At 68.9% G+C, this 14,311-nt stretch carries 14 protein-coding genes and 3 pseudogenes; 10 read left to right on the top strand and 7 right to left on the bottom strand.

Annotation, left to right across the window (positions count from 1 at the left end; genetic code table 11):
• Positions 1 to 115: 115 nt before the first annotated feature.
• From FHR32_RS03260 to FHR32_RS47120, 6 genes and pseudogenes are all read left to right on the top strand, one after another.
• Entirely contained in the window at positions 116 to 721 is a 606-nt protein-coding gene (locus FHR32_RS03260; protein ID WP_184752841.1) for an RNA polymerase sigma factor, read from the top strand.
• Positions 714 to 1,754 carry a hypothetical protein gene (locus FHR32_RS03255; RefSeq protein WP_184752839.1) on the top strand — a complete coding sequence of 347 codons (1,041 nt, stop codon included), beginning with the start codon at positions 714 to 716 and terminating at the stop codon, positions 1,752 to 1,754. The genes FHR32_RS03260 and FHR32_RS03255 overlap by 8 nt, the downstream gene beginning before the upstream one ends.
• Positions 1,751 to 2,647, top strand: coding sequence for a hypothetical protein (locus FHR32_RS03250; RefSeq protein WP_184752837.1), 897 nt, complete (start codon positions 1,751 to 1,753; stop codon positions 2,645 to 2,647). Before FHR32_RS03255 ends, FHR32_RS03250 begins: the two co-directional genes overlap by 4 nt.
• A gap of 40 nt (positions 2,648 to 2,687) precedes the next feature.
• Positions 2,688 to 2,993, top strand: a pseudogene (locus FHR32_RS03245) (hypothetical protein); the annotation flags it as partial.
• Between the two features lie 55 nt (positions 2,994 to 3,048).
• A complete protein-coding gene (locus tag FHR32_RS03240) occupies positions 3,049 to 3,360 on the top strand; it encodes a hypothetical protein (RefSeq protein ID WP_184752836.1) in 312 nt (103 codons plus the stop codon).
• A 79-nt stretch (positions 3,361 to 3,439) separates the two neighbouring features.
• Positions 3,440 to 3,613: pseudogene (locus tag FHR32_RS47120) on the top strand (short-chain dehydrogenase); the annotation flags it as partial.
• Positions 3,614 to 3,660: 47 nt separating this feature from the next.
• Here FHR32_RS47120 and FHR32_RS47115 read toward each other — a convergent pair.
• Together FHR32_RS47115 and FHR32_RS47765 are read right to left on the bottom strand one after the other, a co-directional pair.
• On the bottom strand, positions 3,661 to 4,161 hold the full coding sequence (locus FHR32_RS47115) for a serine hydrolase domain-containing protein (RefSeq protein WP_376773359.1): 501 nt from the start codon (positions 4,159 to 4,161) through the stop codon (positions 3,661 to 3,663).
• 77 nt (positions 4,162 to 4,238) lie between these two features.
• A pseudogene (locus FHR32_RS47765) lies at positions 4,239 to 4,937 on the bottom strand (serine hydrolase domain-containing protein); the annotation flags it as partial.
• A 486-nt stretch (positions 4,938 to 5,423) separates the two neighbouring features.
• Between FHR32_RS47765 and FHR32_RS03225 the strand changes: the two are divergent.
• The 3 genes from FHR32_RS03225 to FHR32_RS03215 all read left to right on the top strand — a co-directional run bounded on the left by FHR32_RS03225 (position 5,424) and on the right by FHR32_RS03215 (position 7,850).
• Positions 5,424 to 6,164, top strand: coding sequence for an SAM-dependent methyltransferase (locus tag FHR32_RS03225; RefSeq protein WP_246465938.1), 741 nt, complete (start codon positions 5,424 to 5,426; stop codon positions 6,162 to 6,164).
• A gap of 61 nt (positions 6,165 to 6,225) precedes the next feature.
• Positions 6,226 to 7,017, top strand: a complete 792-nt coding sequence (locus tag FHR32_RS03220; protein ID WP_184752832.1) for an SDR family oxidoreductase — start codon at positions 6,226 to 6,228, stop codon at positions 7,015 to 7,017.
• A complete protein-coding gene (locus tag FHR32_RS03215) occupies positions 7,017 to 7,850 on the top strand; it encodes an SCO6745 family protein (protein ID WP_184756336.1) in 834 nt (277 codons plus the stop codon). Before FHR32_RS03220 ends, FHR32_RS03215 begins: the two co-directional genes overlap by 1 nt.
• Positions 7,851 to 7,942: 92 nt before the next feature.
• Here FHR32_RS03215 and FHR32_RS03210 read toward each other — a convergent pair whose 3' ends face one another.
• From FHR32_RS03210 to FHR32_RS03195, 5 genes are all read right to left on the bottom strand, one after another.
• A complete protein-coding gene (locus FHR32_RS03210; protein WP_184752830.1) occupies positions 7,943 to 8,542 on the bottom strand; it encodes a hypothetical protein in 600 nt (199 codons plus the stop codon).
• 37 nt (positions 8,543 to 8,579) lie between these two features.
• On the bottom strand, positions 8,580 to 9,965 hold the full coding sequence (locus tag FHR32_RS03205; protein WP_184752828.1) for a selenium-binding protein SBP56-related protein: 1,386 nt from the start codon (positions 9,963 to 9,965) through the stop codon (positions 8,580 to 8,582).
• Positions 9,966 to 10,522: 557 nt separating this feature from the next.
• Complete coding sequence (locus FHR32_RS42795; protein ID WP_221465238.1) at positions 10,523 to 10,837, bottom strand: hypothetical protein; 315 nt, start codon at positions 10,835 to 10,837, stop codon at positions 10,523 to 10,525.
• A gap of 75 nt (positions 10,838 to 10,912) precedes the next feature.
• Entirely contained in the window at positions 10,913 to 11,233 is a 321-nt protein-coding gene (locus FHR32_RS42790; protein ID WP_221465237.1) for a hypothetical protein, read from the bottom strand.
• Between the two features lie 671 nt (positions 11,234 to 11,904).
• Positions 11,905 to 12,615, bottom strand: a complete 711-nt coding sequence (locus tag FHR32_RS03195) for a hypothetical protein (RefSeq protein ID WP_246465933.1) — start codon at positions 12,613 to 12,615, stop codon at positions 11,905 to 11,907.
• A gap of 158 nt (positions 12,616 to 12,773) precedes the next feature.
• Here FHR32_RS03195 and FHR32_RS03190 point away from each other — a divergent pair, with 158 nt between their 5' ends.
• Complete coding sequence (locus FHR32_RS03190) at positions 12,774 to 14,171, top strand: IS1380 family transposase (protein ID WP_184751892.1); 1,398 nt, start codon at positions 12,774 to 12,776, stop codon at positions 14,169 to 14,171.
• The last annotated feature ends 140 nt before the right edge of the window (positions 14,172 to 14,311 follow it).

The following is a 14,311-nucleotide window of genomic DNA, read 5'->3' as shown; positions in this document are numbered from 1 at the left end:
CGCGTCCGCCTGGACCGCCGGCTAGGACCGTGATCAGTGGCCTGAGAACGGTGCCCCGGCGGCGGGTGTGAAAGCAGAATGCCCCATCGGTTGAGTAAGGGGTGTGACTGCCAATATGACGGCTCCAGATCTCACCGATCCAACGGAGGCGATCAGCGACGCGGCCCTGCTGGCGTTGTCGCGCCGAAGACCCGAGCGGTTCGGGGAGATCTATGACCGGTATGTGAGCGAGATCCACGCGTACCTGGGACGGCGGCTCGACCGGCAGGCCGCCGACGATCTCACCGCGGAGGTGTTCCTCGCCGCGTTCCGGAAGCGCGAGACGTTCGATCCCGAGCGCGGTGAGGTCCGTCCGTGGCTGTACGGCTTCGCCACCAACCTGATCTCGTCGCACCGGCGTACCGAGACCAGACGGCTGGCTGCTCTGCAGCGCAGCGCCACCGCGCACGGCGGCGCGGAGCACAGCCACGAGGAACGCGTGGTCACCCGCATCGACGCCGCGAGCGCACAGGGGCGGCTCGCGGCCGAGCTGCGCGCCCTGCCCGACGGCGACAGGGACGTGCTGCTGCTGAGCGCGCTGGGCGAGCTGAGTCATGAAGAGGTGGCCAAGGCGCTGGACATCCCGTATGGCACCGTCGGATCCCGCCTGTCGCGGGTGCGCAGGAAGCTCCGTGCCGCCCTGGGCGGCATCAACCCCTTGCTTGGAGGCTCTGATGGATGATTACCGGGCGGTGCGGGAGCTGCTACCCGCGCCGCCGCTGTCGCCCGAGGTCGAGCGGGCCGGGCGCGAGCGGCTGGCCGCCGCGTTCGCCCAGGAGCGGGTACGGCGGAGCCGCAGGGCCGTCAGGTGGGGCGTGTTGGGGCTCGGCCTGGCGGGGGTCGCGACCGCGGCGGCCTTCGTGATCGCGCCGACGGTGTTCCCGAGGGGGCCTGCCACCTCTGGCACGGTCGCTCAGGCGGATGGCAAGCGGTTCCTGCTGGTCGCGGCGGCCTCGGTGGCCTCCATGTCCGACGAGGGCGCGTGGTGGGGCAGCACGGAGGTCCACGGCTGGCAGTTCCACGAGCCCGGCGGCCGGTACGTCCTGCGCGAGAGCGAGTCGATCGAGACCTGGATCCCCGCGAATCCCGAAGGACGCACCTGGTACCGCCAGACCCCTCAGGGGATCAAGCCCGCGACGCCCCAGGACGAGGCGGCCTGGCGCGCCGACGGCTCACCGACGTCATGGACATATGACAAGCCCTCAGAGAAGGGACACTCCGGTGTCGTACGGGCGGAGCCTGGCGAGCAGCGGACCTGGTCGACCGAGGACTGGGACTTCCGCATCCTCACGGCGGGCAAGCCGCTGACCAAGATGAGCGAGGTGCCCGACACCCCCGAGGGGCTCAAGGCGCTCTTCGACGCCGACGACCGCACGACCATCGACACCGCGGCGCGGCTGCTGTTCTTCGCGCCGGTGACGAGCGAGACCAGGGCTGCCGCGTACCGGCTGCTCGCTTCGACGCCCGGGGTCGCCGCCGTCGGGCAGGTGACCGACGCGCTGGGCCGTGCCGGGCAGGCGATCGAGTACGAGTCCGGGGAGTTCGCCCCGCCGAACTACGCGGGGGCGACCAGGACCCGGCTGGTGATCGACCCCGCCTCCGGCAGACCGCTTTCCATCGAAACCCGTTCCGCCGCGGACGGCCTGCTCCTGACGTACACCGCGATCCAGGACAGCCGCTGGGCGGACGACAACCCGTTGAAGGAGACGAAATGAGATTCACCCTCGCCGTTGCCGCTGGGCTGATCTTCGCCGGTACGGCCGCCGTCCCCGCGTCCGCCGACGCGCCGAAGGGGGCGTACTGGCGGGTCGAGACGACCTTCACCACGACCCATCCCCACGCGGTCGGCAGCGGCTACTACCTGACCCAGCGCAGCGTCGACACCGATTGGCTGTCGCCCGAGGGCAAGAGCTGGTCCGGCTTCCGGGAGCTGGGCGCCAAGCCCGCGACCGCGAAAGACGAGGCGGCCTGGCGCGCCGACGGTTCGCCGACCACGTGGGACTACCGCACGGAGGGCATGAAGATCCACCTGTCCGTCAAACCGGGCAAGGGCTTCATCGGGGTGGCCAAGGGGCAGCCTGACGGGTTCCGCCTGGGCGAGAAGTACGTGACCTACCAGCAGCTCCAGTCGCTGCCCACGGATGCCGAGGCGCTCAGGAAGCACCTCCTCGCGGACGTCAACGCCTGGATCGACGAGGCCGCAGAGGAGGCCAAGACCACCAGCCCGAACTCCAAGAAGGAGGACTGGCTGGTCAACCTCGACCGGTACGTGGCCGAGCGGGCGAGCGAGCTGCTGTACGTGAACCCGGTGCCGGACAAGGTCAGGGCCGCCGCCTACCAGGTGCTGAAGACGACCAAGGGCGTCAGCGATCTCGGCTGGGCCAAGGATCCGCTGGGCCGCTCCGGCCGGAAGCTGGCCCTGCCCGTCTCCTCCAGCGGGGGCTCGGTGCTCAAGCAGCAGCTCCTGGTGGACACCCAGGCCATGACGCTGCTGGCCGAATACACCGATCTGAAGGACGGCGGAAAGGCGATGCTCGGCAAGTCCGGCGTGCAGACGTTCAGGGCCGGTTGGACGGACGGCAAGCCCGCCGTTCCGGGCGCGAGCTGACCTTTCGCCGCAGCCCTGGCGCCAGCGTCACGGCGACCGCCACCGGCTCAACCGCGGCGGCGACCGCCGACTCAACCGGGCGTTCCACACCATCATCCTCGTCCGGGCCCGCGTCGACCCCGACACCCGCGCCTACATCGCTCGCCGCATCTCCGAAGGCAAGCCCCCGCGAAGCCCGCCGCTGCCTCAAACGAGCCCTCTCCCGGCAACTGTTCAAGCTCCTCGAACGCGCCCCAGAACCCCGCCAGGCAACCACTTGACAGATACAGCAGCCTCGAAAACGGCGCCAAGTCATAAAGGTGCCGGTCAGCGAGCTGTGTATAGCTCCGCCGAAAAGGTTCTGTGATCTACGGCACGAATTAGGCGGCTGTGGTGGGGTTCGGGGTGCTCCCGCCCATCAGGTGCCGGATTGGCGAGCGATCGAACTGCAACTAGCCTCGTTGCAGTTCCTCGGCGCCGGCGCCGGCCCGGCCCTGTTCGGTGCGCTGGTGACCGCAAGGCAGCAGAGCGGCAGCGGCGCCATCAACCCCCTGTACCCCGGTCACGAAGGCGCTGCCTTCTCCGACGCCTTCCTGGCCATGGCCGTGGTCGTCGTCCTCACGTTGATTGCCGCGTTCCGGATGCGTCCCGCGACAGCCCCCGCGGCCACGCCGTCCCGCGACGCGGACAAGGTCCACGAGGACGCAGGTCGGAAAACTGCTGGTAGCCCATGATGACGTTCCCGAGTCGGTGTGACGGAGTGTCCGGAAGGCGACTTGTATTCCGAGGAGGATCGCGCTGAAAACGATTGTTGTGTCAGGAGGCACCTCGGGTATCGGGGAGGCGCTTGCATATACCTACCTCGACCGGGGCGACCAAGTGATCGTCATCGGTACCGATCCGGCGAAGGGGAAGAGGTTTCTCGACGCGGCGGAAAAGGAAGGTGTCGGCGGCCGGACCTTCTTCATACGCGCGGACCTCAGCCTCGTCAGCGGGGTCTCGTTCGCCGCCGAGCATCGCGGATACCGTACTCGCTATGTGCTCCTGTTCCCCGGCGGAACACGGGCCGGTTTCGCGGGCGAGTTTGACACTTCGCCCCGTGAACCACTGAGCGCCTTTTGGGGCTCGCGGTCATCGAGTTGCCGTGCCTGCCCTGGTTTGGGCCGCTCGGCGGACGGTGGAGCCGGTGTGGTGAGGTCGGGCAGCTTCCGTAGCAGTTTCTGCAGTGCTTCTACCTGCGCGTTTGTGTTGTAGTAAGTTCCCCCAAGGTCCATCTCGGTCACGTCGTAGATCTCGGCGCCGGGGTCGGTCAGGTACAACTTCGAGTAGTGCCGTGAGTGTGGTCCGCATATCGTCGGGTCATCGCCGCGCGGCAGGTACGTCCCGGCCAGGCCGAGCGGGTGGGTGATCCGCCGCGAGATCTCATCGGCCAACGTCCCGCCGGTCGCCCGCTCGATGACCATCCCGGCGAGGATGTAGTTGGTGTTGGAGTACCCCCAGTCCATGCCCGGTTCGAAGGCGGGCGGATGGGACATGGCGATCTGCACGAGTTGCTGGGGGCGCAGTTGTCGCAGTGGCGTAGCTCCTCCAGGTCCTGGGTGTAGTTGAAGATCCCGCTGGTGTGGTTGAGCAGCCGTCTGATGGTGATCTCGCCGCCGTCGTGGCCGTTGCCGCTGACCATGCCGGGCAGCCACTTCTCCACGGTGTCGTCGAGGCCCACCTTGTGTTCGGCCGCGAGTTGCAGCGCCACGGTGGCGGTGAACGTCTTGGTGGTGCCGCCGATGCGGAACCGGTCCTGCGGCTGCCGTTCACGGCCGGTTGCGGTGTCGGCCACTCCCTCCGAGCCGGACCACCGCCCATGGCCATCGCGGGCCTCGGCGAGGATGCCGGGAACACCGCCTTCGGCCACGGCCCGGTCGAGGGCATGCTGGAGCTCGGCATGTGTGAGCATGAGGTTGTTTCCCTTCGGGGTGCGCGAGCCGTGCAGGACGGCACGGACTCGCGATTCGCTGACTCTCGTCGGCCCCGCCTTCCGCCAGGTGGCCGGGAGGCGGGGCACGCCGCAGATGTCCGAGATGGCGCGCAGCGACACGTCCTCGGGCGGGACGGCCGCACGCGGCGTCGGATCGTTTGGTGATCGAGTCCGACCGAGGTCAGGACCTGATGTGTGGTGGTTTCCCGCTCGGCGGCGATCGCGTCTCCTCAGTGTGATGCCGGCGGCGATGAGCCGCTTGGCATGTTTTTTGTGGACCGCCTGGCGCGTTACTCCGAGCGCCTCGGCGACCTGCGGCCAGCTCCAGCCCGACCGCATGGCCTGCTCGACAGCGGCGTCCTCCATCTGATCGGCCAGGCGCCTCAACGCCGCAACAGCCGCCAGCCCATCGGCGGGATCTTGGGAAGCGGGAATCTCAACACCGGACATGTAAGCAACCCATGTTGACTAAATCCAACTTAGTCAACATGGGTTGCTTATCGCGGGCTCGTTGACCCGGTCCCCCCTGCCGGACCGGGCTGCGGCACGTCCGGGGAGAGCTCGTCCAGATGGAGGTCGAGCTCGACGGGGTGAAGTGGAAGGTCGTTCCCGGCGGCATCACCGTCCGCGTCCCCGCACCGGCAGCCCCGGACGGCCGGCGGGCCTGACGGGCACCACGACCGAGCCGGGTGAGGTCTCCGCTCTCGGGCGACGCGGGCTCGCGCGGTGCCGGGGGCGATCGGGTCGTGGCGGGATGGAGGTCCGGCTCGCCGTGCCGCCGGAAACCGATTGGCAGGAGGTGGCGCGCCGGGCAGCATGGCCGCCATGTCACTGCGTTTTCATGAGATCGCCGAGAGCGGTCATCGCATCCTCAATCCGTTCACCGCCGAGAAGCTGACGCTGCTCGGGGAGGTCGCCCGGCTCGCACCCGGCATGCGCCAGCTCGATCTGGCCTGCGGGAAGGCGGAGATGCTCTGCCAGTGGTCCCTGCGGCACGGGATCGAGGGCGTCGGGGTCGACATCAGCGAGGTCTTCCTGCACGCGGCCGGGGAACGGGCCCGGGAGCTCGGCGTGGACGACCGGGTGCGCTTCGAGCAGGGGGACGCGGGGGCCTACCTGGCGGACCCGGGGGCGTTCGACGTGGTCTCCTGCATCGGGGCGACCTGGATCGGAGGTGGCCTTGAGGGCACGCTCAAGCTGATGCTCCCCGCGCTGAAGGAGGGCGGCATCCTCCTCGTCGGCGAGCCGTACTGGATCTCCGAGCCGCCTGAGGCGGCATACGAGGCGTTCGGCATGAGCCCGGACGCGTTCACCTCGCTGGCCGGGACCTTCGATCGGTTCGAGGCGGCTGGGGTCGAGGTGCTGGAGATGGTCCTCACCGACGCCGACAGCTGGGACCGCTACGTGGCGGGCCACTGGTGGACGTTGAGCGACTGGCTGCGCGACAACCCCGGCGATCCCGACGTCGAGGGGGTGCGCGCGTTCCTGGAGAGCGAGCGCCGCTCGCACGTGGAGTACGGCAGGCGGTACCTCGGCTGGGGCGTCTTCGTGGTGCGTCGCCGTTGACGGCTACTCGCGGGTAAGAATAGGTTCCCAGATACCGACTGGTCGGTTTGAGGGAGCTTCTATGAGGGTGCGGGACAAGGTCGTCGTGGTGACCGGGGCCGCGAGCGGGATCGGGCGGGCGATGGCCCTGCGGTTCGCCGCCGAGGGTGCCGCCGGAGTGCTGGTGGCCGACCTCGACGAGGTGGGCGCGACCGAGGTGGCCAAACAGATCGGCGACAGGGCGGTGGCCGTACGGGCCGACGTGTCCGTCGAGGACGACGTGCGCGGTCTGGTCACCACGGCCGAGAGCGCCTTCGGGCCGGTCGGCCTGTTCTGCTCCAACGCCGGGATCATCACCGGCCACGGGCTGGACGCCACCGACCTGGAGTGGACCCGGACCGTCGCGGTCAACGTCCTGGCCCACGTCTACGCGGCGCGGGCCGTCGTGCCCGGCATGGTGGAGCGCGGCGAGGGCTACCTGCTCAACACCTGCTCGGCGGCCGGACTGGTGAGTTGCCCCGGCGACGCCCCCTACGCGGTGACCAAATCGGCCGCGATCTCCTTCGCCGAGTGGGTGGCGATCCACTACGCCACCAAGGGGGTGAAGGCCAGCGTGCTCTGCCCGCAGGGCGTGCGCACCGGCATGTTCGAGCAGGGAATCGCCGAGGACCACCTCACGGCCAGGGCCGTGGGCGCCTCCGGCGCCATTCTCGACCCGGACACGGTGGCCGGAAAGGTGATCGAGGGCCTGGACGCCGAACGGTTCCACATCTTCCCGCACCCGGAGGTCGCCGAGTTCGTCCGGCGCAAGGCCGACGACCCGGACCGCTGGCTGGCCGGGATGGCCCGCTTCGTCGACTCTCTGGAGGCATGATGACCGACATCCGACTGGCCCGTCAGTCCTGGCGCCGCCTGGAACCCGTCCACGCGATGATCTACTTCGTGCCCGAGGCCGCCGAGCGCTACGCCGCACTCGGCCTGAAGCGCCGCGCGGGCTACTTCGCCTCCCGTGGAGCCGCCTTCGGGCCGGCCTCGCCCGAGCTGGTCATCGCGACCTTCTACAACTTCTGCCCCACCCTGGTACGGCAGGCGCTCCCGGCCGCCTGGGACGTCACGACCCCGGAAAAGGTGACCGAGGCCCGTCTCGACGCCGCAGGCGCGGCCCTGCGCCGGGCGGGCGTCCACGAGATCAAGGAACTCGCCGAGACGGCGGCGCTCGCCAGAAGGGCCGCGGAGAGGGCCGGTGAGCACCTGCAGGGCCGGCCGCTGTTCGCCGCGCACGCCGCACTGGCATGGCCGGACGACCCGCTGCTGGAGCTCTGGCACGCCCAGACCCTGTTGCGTGAGTTCCGCGGCGACGGACATGTCGCGGCGCTGCTGGCCGAGGGCGTCGGCGGGCTGGACGCGCTGGTCCTGCACGGCGCGACCGGGACCACCCCCACCGCCTTCCTGAAGGCCAGCAGGGGCTGGCCGGAGGAGGAGTGGGCGGCGGCCGAGGAGGCGCTGCGCGAGCGCGGCCTGCTGGACGGCGGAGAGCTGACCGAGGAGGGGCGGACATTCCGGCAGCGGATCGAGGACCGCACCGACGAGCTGGCCCTTCCCGCCTACGCGGCGCTCTCGGACGACGAGCTCGCCCGGCTGGCCGAGCTGGCCCGGATCTTCGGCCGGTCCGTGGTCGACGCGGGCCTGCTCACCTTCTCCCTCTGAGATCTGTCCCCCGCCGATCCGGCCCCCGAGGTCGGCCTTTGGACGGCCCGCCGTCGGTGTGTGCCATCGACGGCGGGCCGGTCCGCCGGACCTCAGGTGAAGGCGGCGGAGACCCCCGCGCCGATCAGGGCGACGGCCCACACGTAGTCGAGGTTGAACCACGCCTTGCGGAGAACCGCGACTCCCAGCCGCTCATAGACGAGCATGGCTACGGCGGTGGTCGTCGCGAGCATCGACAGCGTGTGGATCGCGGTCGCCAGCAGGCTCTGCGAGGCCAGCTCGGCAGTGCCGTGCCCGTTGTGCAGGGTGATCGGGAGCACCATCAGGCCGGCGCCGTGGGCGGTGGCCATCAGGAAAGACCATCCGGCGAGCTGCCACCGGGTCACTTTCATCCCGACCCAGCGGGGATGGCGTCGTCTCACCAGCCGCCAGACCCCGAATCCGCAGACCAGGGCCGCCACGCCGTACGAGACGATCCTGGGCGGCGCGGCCAGGCGCGCGACCGACACCAGCGCGAGGGTGATCAGCACCGACCCCGCGTGGCCGAGCACGATGGGCGGCAGCGCGCGCAGTACCGCCACCCGTGAGTGTTCCTGCAGGCCGAGGGCGACGGCGAAGAGCCATCCCATGGCCGGATTCAGGCCGTGGAAGGCGCCGAGCCCGGTGAGGATCAGCACGGAGGTCAGATCCATGGCACGCGCCCCGCCGAGGTCGTGAGCAGCGAAGTGGTCAAGAGAAGCAGTAGGAGTCGGAGGAGGAGTCGCCGCCCTGCAGGCGTATCTGGTGGGCACGCCGGCCATCGGGGGCGAAGTCGACGAAGAAACCGGGGTCGAGGGAGAGCGAGCCGTCGTCGGCGATGTCCACCTTGGCCATCCAGCCGGAGATCCCGTCGGGATAGAAGGCGTCGTCCCAGGAGCGGTAGAGCGAGTTGGTGAAGTAGACCCGCCGCCCGTCCCTGCTGGCCTCGACCATCTGGGGTCCGCCGTTCAGCGCCCGCCCGGGGGTGGCCGGGTGAGGACGGCGCTCGGCGATGCCGCCGATCCGGACCGAGCCGGTCTCGCGGGGGCTGAAGGGGTCGGAGACGTCATAGGCCTTCAGCTCGCCCGTGCCCCAGCAGGAGACCAGCAGGATCCGGTCGTCCAGGGTCAGCGAGATGTCGCCGACCAGGGGTGGTACCGCGCCGAACTGCTTGAGCGGCTCCGGCAGCAGGTCGGCCGTGGCCGGCTCGGCGGGGATGGTGATGATCTTTCGGGCCTTCCAGATCCCGTCCTCCAGATACCAGGTGAAGATGTTCGCCGACAGGTCCTCGACGCTGATCACGGTGTTGACGAAGCCGTGGGTCTTGGCCGGGTCGTGGGCGGGACGCAGCTCCAGGGCCATCTGGTGCTGGTCGCCCAGGTCGATCTCCTGCAGGTGCCTGCGCTTGGACAGGTCCCAGACATGCAGCTTGTGGCCGTACTCGCGGCCGACCAGCAACTCCAGCGAGGGTCCCGCCTCGATCTGGTTGGGGGTGCCCCACTCACTGGTGATCATCGTGTCGTGGCCGAGGTGCCACCAGAAGTCGTAGTGCAGCTCCTGTGGCCCCCGGTCCGCCTCCCACCGGCCCTTCGGCTCGAAGGTGTCGTGGTCGAGCGTGAAAACCCCGCCCGGGGCGTCGCCCTCCACGTTGCCGAGCGCGCTGACGTAGATGGCGTCGGTGCCGCAGTGAACGGTGTGCGGGCGGCTGTAGCCGGTCTTCTTGAAGACCGTCTCCGGTTCGATCGTCTTGACGAGCTTGGGGTGCCAGGGGTCGTCCTTGACATCGAAAATGTAGATCCTGCTGGACTTCAGGCCCGGAAGGACCAGGTAACGCCGCTCGACGTGGGGGTGCGGGGCATACGGGCAGAGGGCCGCACTGCATACGTTCCATCCGAAATGGTGGAGTTCGTCACCCGGGACGGACATGTCGTGCACGCCGACGATCGTCCCGTCGGACAGGTCGATCGTGGCGAGCCCGTCTGGACGCCCCTCCCCGGCCGTGTCCAGCAGGGCGACGTAGGCGAGCCCCTCCCGAGGGGCCGACATGGCCTCGCGGGCCGACGGGTAGAACGTGGGGTCGGGCTGAATGAGCGGCACGGTGGACTCCTGGACGTGTAGGCCGGGACCGGTACCCAACCAATGTTGTAGGAAAACTCTCCGTTGTCCATAGGTCGTATGAGGTAATCGGCGTATGCGGGGAGACGGGACGGTGCACGGCTGTGGGCGTCGCGGACCGGGGTTCCGGAAAAAGGAGAGGTGCGGGGCGACGGCCCCGCACCTCTCCATGTCCTAACTGCTTACCATCTGTACCACTGGGCCACTCTGGACGCCGCTCCGGGCGGAGGCCGCAGGAGCGGCCCGCCGGGACGGGAATCGATCAGGCCCGCAGAGACCTCAGCAGATCTCTGCAGGGGCGCAGACGACCATGGGCGAGCAGATGGCCACGGTCGGGCAGAAGGCCAGGGGCCCGAGAACCGATACGCCCGTCACACCCGTCGCCTCTGGCGCGCCCGTCGTGCCCGGCGCACTTGTCGTGCCCGGCGTGCCGGGCAGACCCTGTGGCCCCTGCGGTCCTTGCGGTCCCTGCGGTCCCTGCGGTCCTTGCGGCCCTTGCGGTCCCTGCGGACCCGCCGGTCCGGTGGGTCCTGTGGCACCTATGGAACCTGTGGGTCCGGGAAGCCCCTGGGGACCCGTGGGGCCTGTGGGGCCTTCGGGCCCTTGCGGTCCCGTGAATCCGGGGAGGCCGTCGGCGCCCGCGGGTCCTGCCGGTCCCTGCGGTCCTTCTGGTCCCTGCGGTCCTTCTGGTCCCTGTGGCCCTGCCGGTCCTTGCGGTCCGGGGAGGCCGTCGGCGCCTGCAGGGCCGGGAAGACCCTGCGGTCCGGGGAGGCCGTCCACGCCTGCCGGTCCGGGAAGGCCGTCGGCGCCCGCGGGTCCAGCGGGGCCCTGCGGTCCGGGAAGGCCGTCGGCACCTGCCGGGCCTGCGGGGCCGGGGAGGCCGTCGGCGCCTGCGGGGCCGGGAAGACCCTGCGGTCCGGGGAGGCCGTCTATGCCTGCCGGTCCGGGAAGGCCGTCGGCACCTGCCGGGCCTGCGGGGCCGGGAAGGCCGTCGGCGCCCGCGGGTCCTGCCGGTCCCTGCGGTCCTGCCGGTCCTTGCGGTCCGGGGAGGCCGTCGGCGCCTGCGGGGCCGGGAAGACCCTGCGGTCCGGGGAGGCCGTCCACGCCTGCCGGTCCGGGAAGGCCGTCGGCGCCCGCGGGGCCGGGAAGACCCTGCGGTCCGGGGAGGCCGTCCACGCCTGCCGGTCCGGGAAGGCCGTCGGCGCCCGCGGGTCCAGCGGGGCCCTGCGGTCCGGGAAGGCCGTCGGCACCTGCCGGGCCTGCCGGGCCCTGCGGTCCTGCGGGACCAGGCGGTCCCGCAGGGATCTTGCAGAGGGAGATCGGCAGGCCGATTCGCCTGCACAGGGGGATGTAACCCGTTTGGTCCATGAGCGGTGTCGACGAGGTGGGGGCAACTACCTGGGTGTCCCAGACGTTATACGAGTGCACCATCTGGGGCATGGCGACGACACTCTGGCAGACGGCGAGGTAGTGCAGGAGGCAGGGATCCGGCGATGAATAATCGATAAGCCCGGTTGCTCCGTAACGGCCCTGCGTTGATGCCATAAGCCGTGAATCGGCAGAGGCGGAGGCAGGGACAGGGGAGTGCAGAAGAAGGAAGGCCCCGGCGAGGGCGCCGCCCGCAAGGGTCCGTTTCATGAGAGTAGACACATGTCTTGTCTATCCCATCGCATTCCAGGAAAACGCTCTCAGGCCATTCTTTGAATGGTCGGGTGAGAGTAATAGAAGTGCCACTCTAAATTAGTGGACATGCTTGGCGGTATGTGCGCGTTTCTTTGCTCACCGCCAATTCGGATCGCCATGTAATGCTCAATTTACTCGTCGTGCTAACTAGTTGGAACAAGTGGCCCACACTCGTCCAATGTGGAGCGGTATCCGCACTTTCTGTAGAATTACGTGGAATGCGGGCAAGGTATCCGACTCAGGGTAGCTGGATCCCCTTGATGATCTTGCTAAGCTCCGGGACGAGCGGTTGGCTGGCCATCACGGTGACCACCGTGCCCTTCCGTTCCACCCAGCCGACATACTGCCCGTGCCCGAGTGCGCCGTCGCCTTGCTGGGTGAGCGTCTCGCGACCGCCGATCTTTGCGGTCCTCACGTCACCCGAGAACCTGCCGAGATCGAACGGAGCGTTTCTCAGCTGTGAGAGCTTTTGGACGTTCGGCCAGCAGACCACCCGCACCCATAGAGCCCGATGCTTCCGATCCACATCGTCGCGATTGTCCACCCATTGGTAGCCGTACTCGCTGATGCCGTTGTGTCTGTTGATGACGGTCTGTCCCTGGGAAAAGCCCTTCGGTATGTGGTTGACGCGGACCCCTTTGATGGCGGTGACGCCCCTCGGCGGCTGGTCGGACGCGGACGCATTGGACCGTTCGACCTCTGCCTTGGTGGGAGTGGGGCAGCCGGCATGGCCGGTAGCGGTCGCGTGGGCAGGCGACACGGTCAGTGTTCCAGCTGAGACAAGGGTCAGAGCGGAGAGGGCGATTTTCTGCTGAAGTCTTCTCATGTTTGAGTTGGATGCGCCCGCGGCGATAAAAGTTCGCGCCTGCGGATGACCGAAATCTTGTATGTGGAACCGGCCCGTGAGGAACATCGGACCAAAATCCAGCGGTAAGGCACGTTTGTCCAAGTGAGAGCCCTGTGCTGTAAGCGCTCAACAGGCCTGAGCCTGAATCCACCGAGCGTTATCAGGTGAGGGCTGGACCGTAGACATGACGATGCCCTCTGACCTGGCAGGATGGGAGTTCTCTACGCTTCCAGCCGCCGAATCAAGAGGGCACGTCGTAAGTGCGATTGTCTCACGCTCCCGCCCACACCCATGCGATCTTCGATGACCAGCACACGGTCGCCTACGCAGGCCTGCTGCCGGTGATGCGCCTGGCCGAGCGCTGTGACCTGGCCGGTCTGGCTCAGGAGCACGTGACCATCGCCGACCGACTCGGGGTGAATGCCCCGCTGAAAATCGGCTCGATCGTGGCCGGGATGATCGCCGGGGCCGACAGCATCGATGATCTGGACGTGCTGCGCCACGGCGGGATGGATAAGTTGTTTGCCGGGATCCGCGCCCCCTCCACGCTCGGGTCGTTTCTGCGCTGTCTGACGTGGGGCAACGTGCGGCAGATCGGGAAGGTCGGCCGCCGCCTGCTGGCCCGTCTGGCCGCGCACACACCGCTGCTGCCCGGCGTGGACGTGCTGGCGTTCCTCGATCTGGACTCGATGCAAAAACGGATTTACGGGCCGACCAAACAGGGCGCCGGGTTCGGGCACACCAAGATTCAAGGCAAGAGCCTGCGGGTCCGCGGTCTCAACGTGCTCGCCTCGGCCCTGTCCACCCCACTGGCCGCCCCGGTCATCACCGCCAGTCGGTTGCGCGGCGGCACCGCCAACTCCGCCCGCGGCGCAGACACCTTCGTGACCGAGTCGATCAATACGGCCCGGGAGGCCGGAGCCACCGGCATCCTGCTCTGCCGAGGCGATGCGGCCTACTACAGCGCCAAGGTCATCGGCGCCTGCCGGCGAGCCGATGTCCGGTTCTCCTTCACCGCGAAGATGGACCCCAAAATCAAGGCGGCGATCGCCGCGATCCCCCAGGGCGCCTGGACCCCGATCAGCTACCCCAACGCCATCTTGGACGAGGAATCCGGGCAGTGGATCTCCGATGCCGAGGTCGCCGAGACCCGCTACACCGCGTTCACCTCCAAGAAGGGGCAGGCCGTAACCGCCCGCCTGATCGTGCGCCGGGTCAAACGACTGGGTGAGCAGACCGACCCCGGCCACCACCCGTGCTATCGCTACCACGCCGTGTTCACCGACACTCCGTATGAGCTGATCCAGGCCGAAGGACAGCATCGTGATCACGCGATCATCGAGCAGATCTTCGCCGATCTGATCTCCGGGCCGCTGGCTCACCTGCCCTCCGGTAATTTCGCGGCCAACGCCGCCTGGCTGGCACTGGCCACGATCAGCCACAACCTGCTCCGCGCCGCCGGTTGCCTGTCCGGAGCCCGCTGCGCACGAGCACGTGGAGCCACTCTGCGCCGCCACCTCATCGCCGTACCCGCCCGCCTCGCCCGGCACGGGCGCGGCCATATCACCCTCCACCTGCCCGGCCACTGGCCCTGGCAGCCCGCCTGGATGAACCTCTTCGACGCGCTTCGCTCGCCACCGCTCGCCCGAGCCGCTTGATATCCCATCTCACAGGCACCACCCCGCCAGCACCTTGACGGCCTACCCAGCCACCGGCGACACCGCCACCGACCGCCCCGAACCGCATGACCCGGACAAGCCGCAGAACCCGCCAGCGGCGGCCCCATCACGCCCGAAAA

It is taken from the genome of Streptosporangium album (assembly GCF_014203795.1).
Taxonomy (GTDB): domain Bacteria; phylum Actinomycetota; class Actinomycetes; order Streptosporangiales; family Streptosporangiaceae; genus Streptosporangium; species Streptosporangium album.
This window is presented reverse-complemented; position numbering and strand designations above follow the sequence as displayed.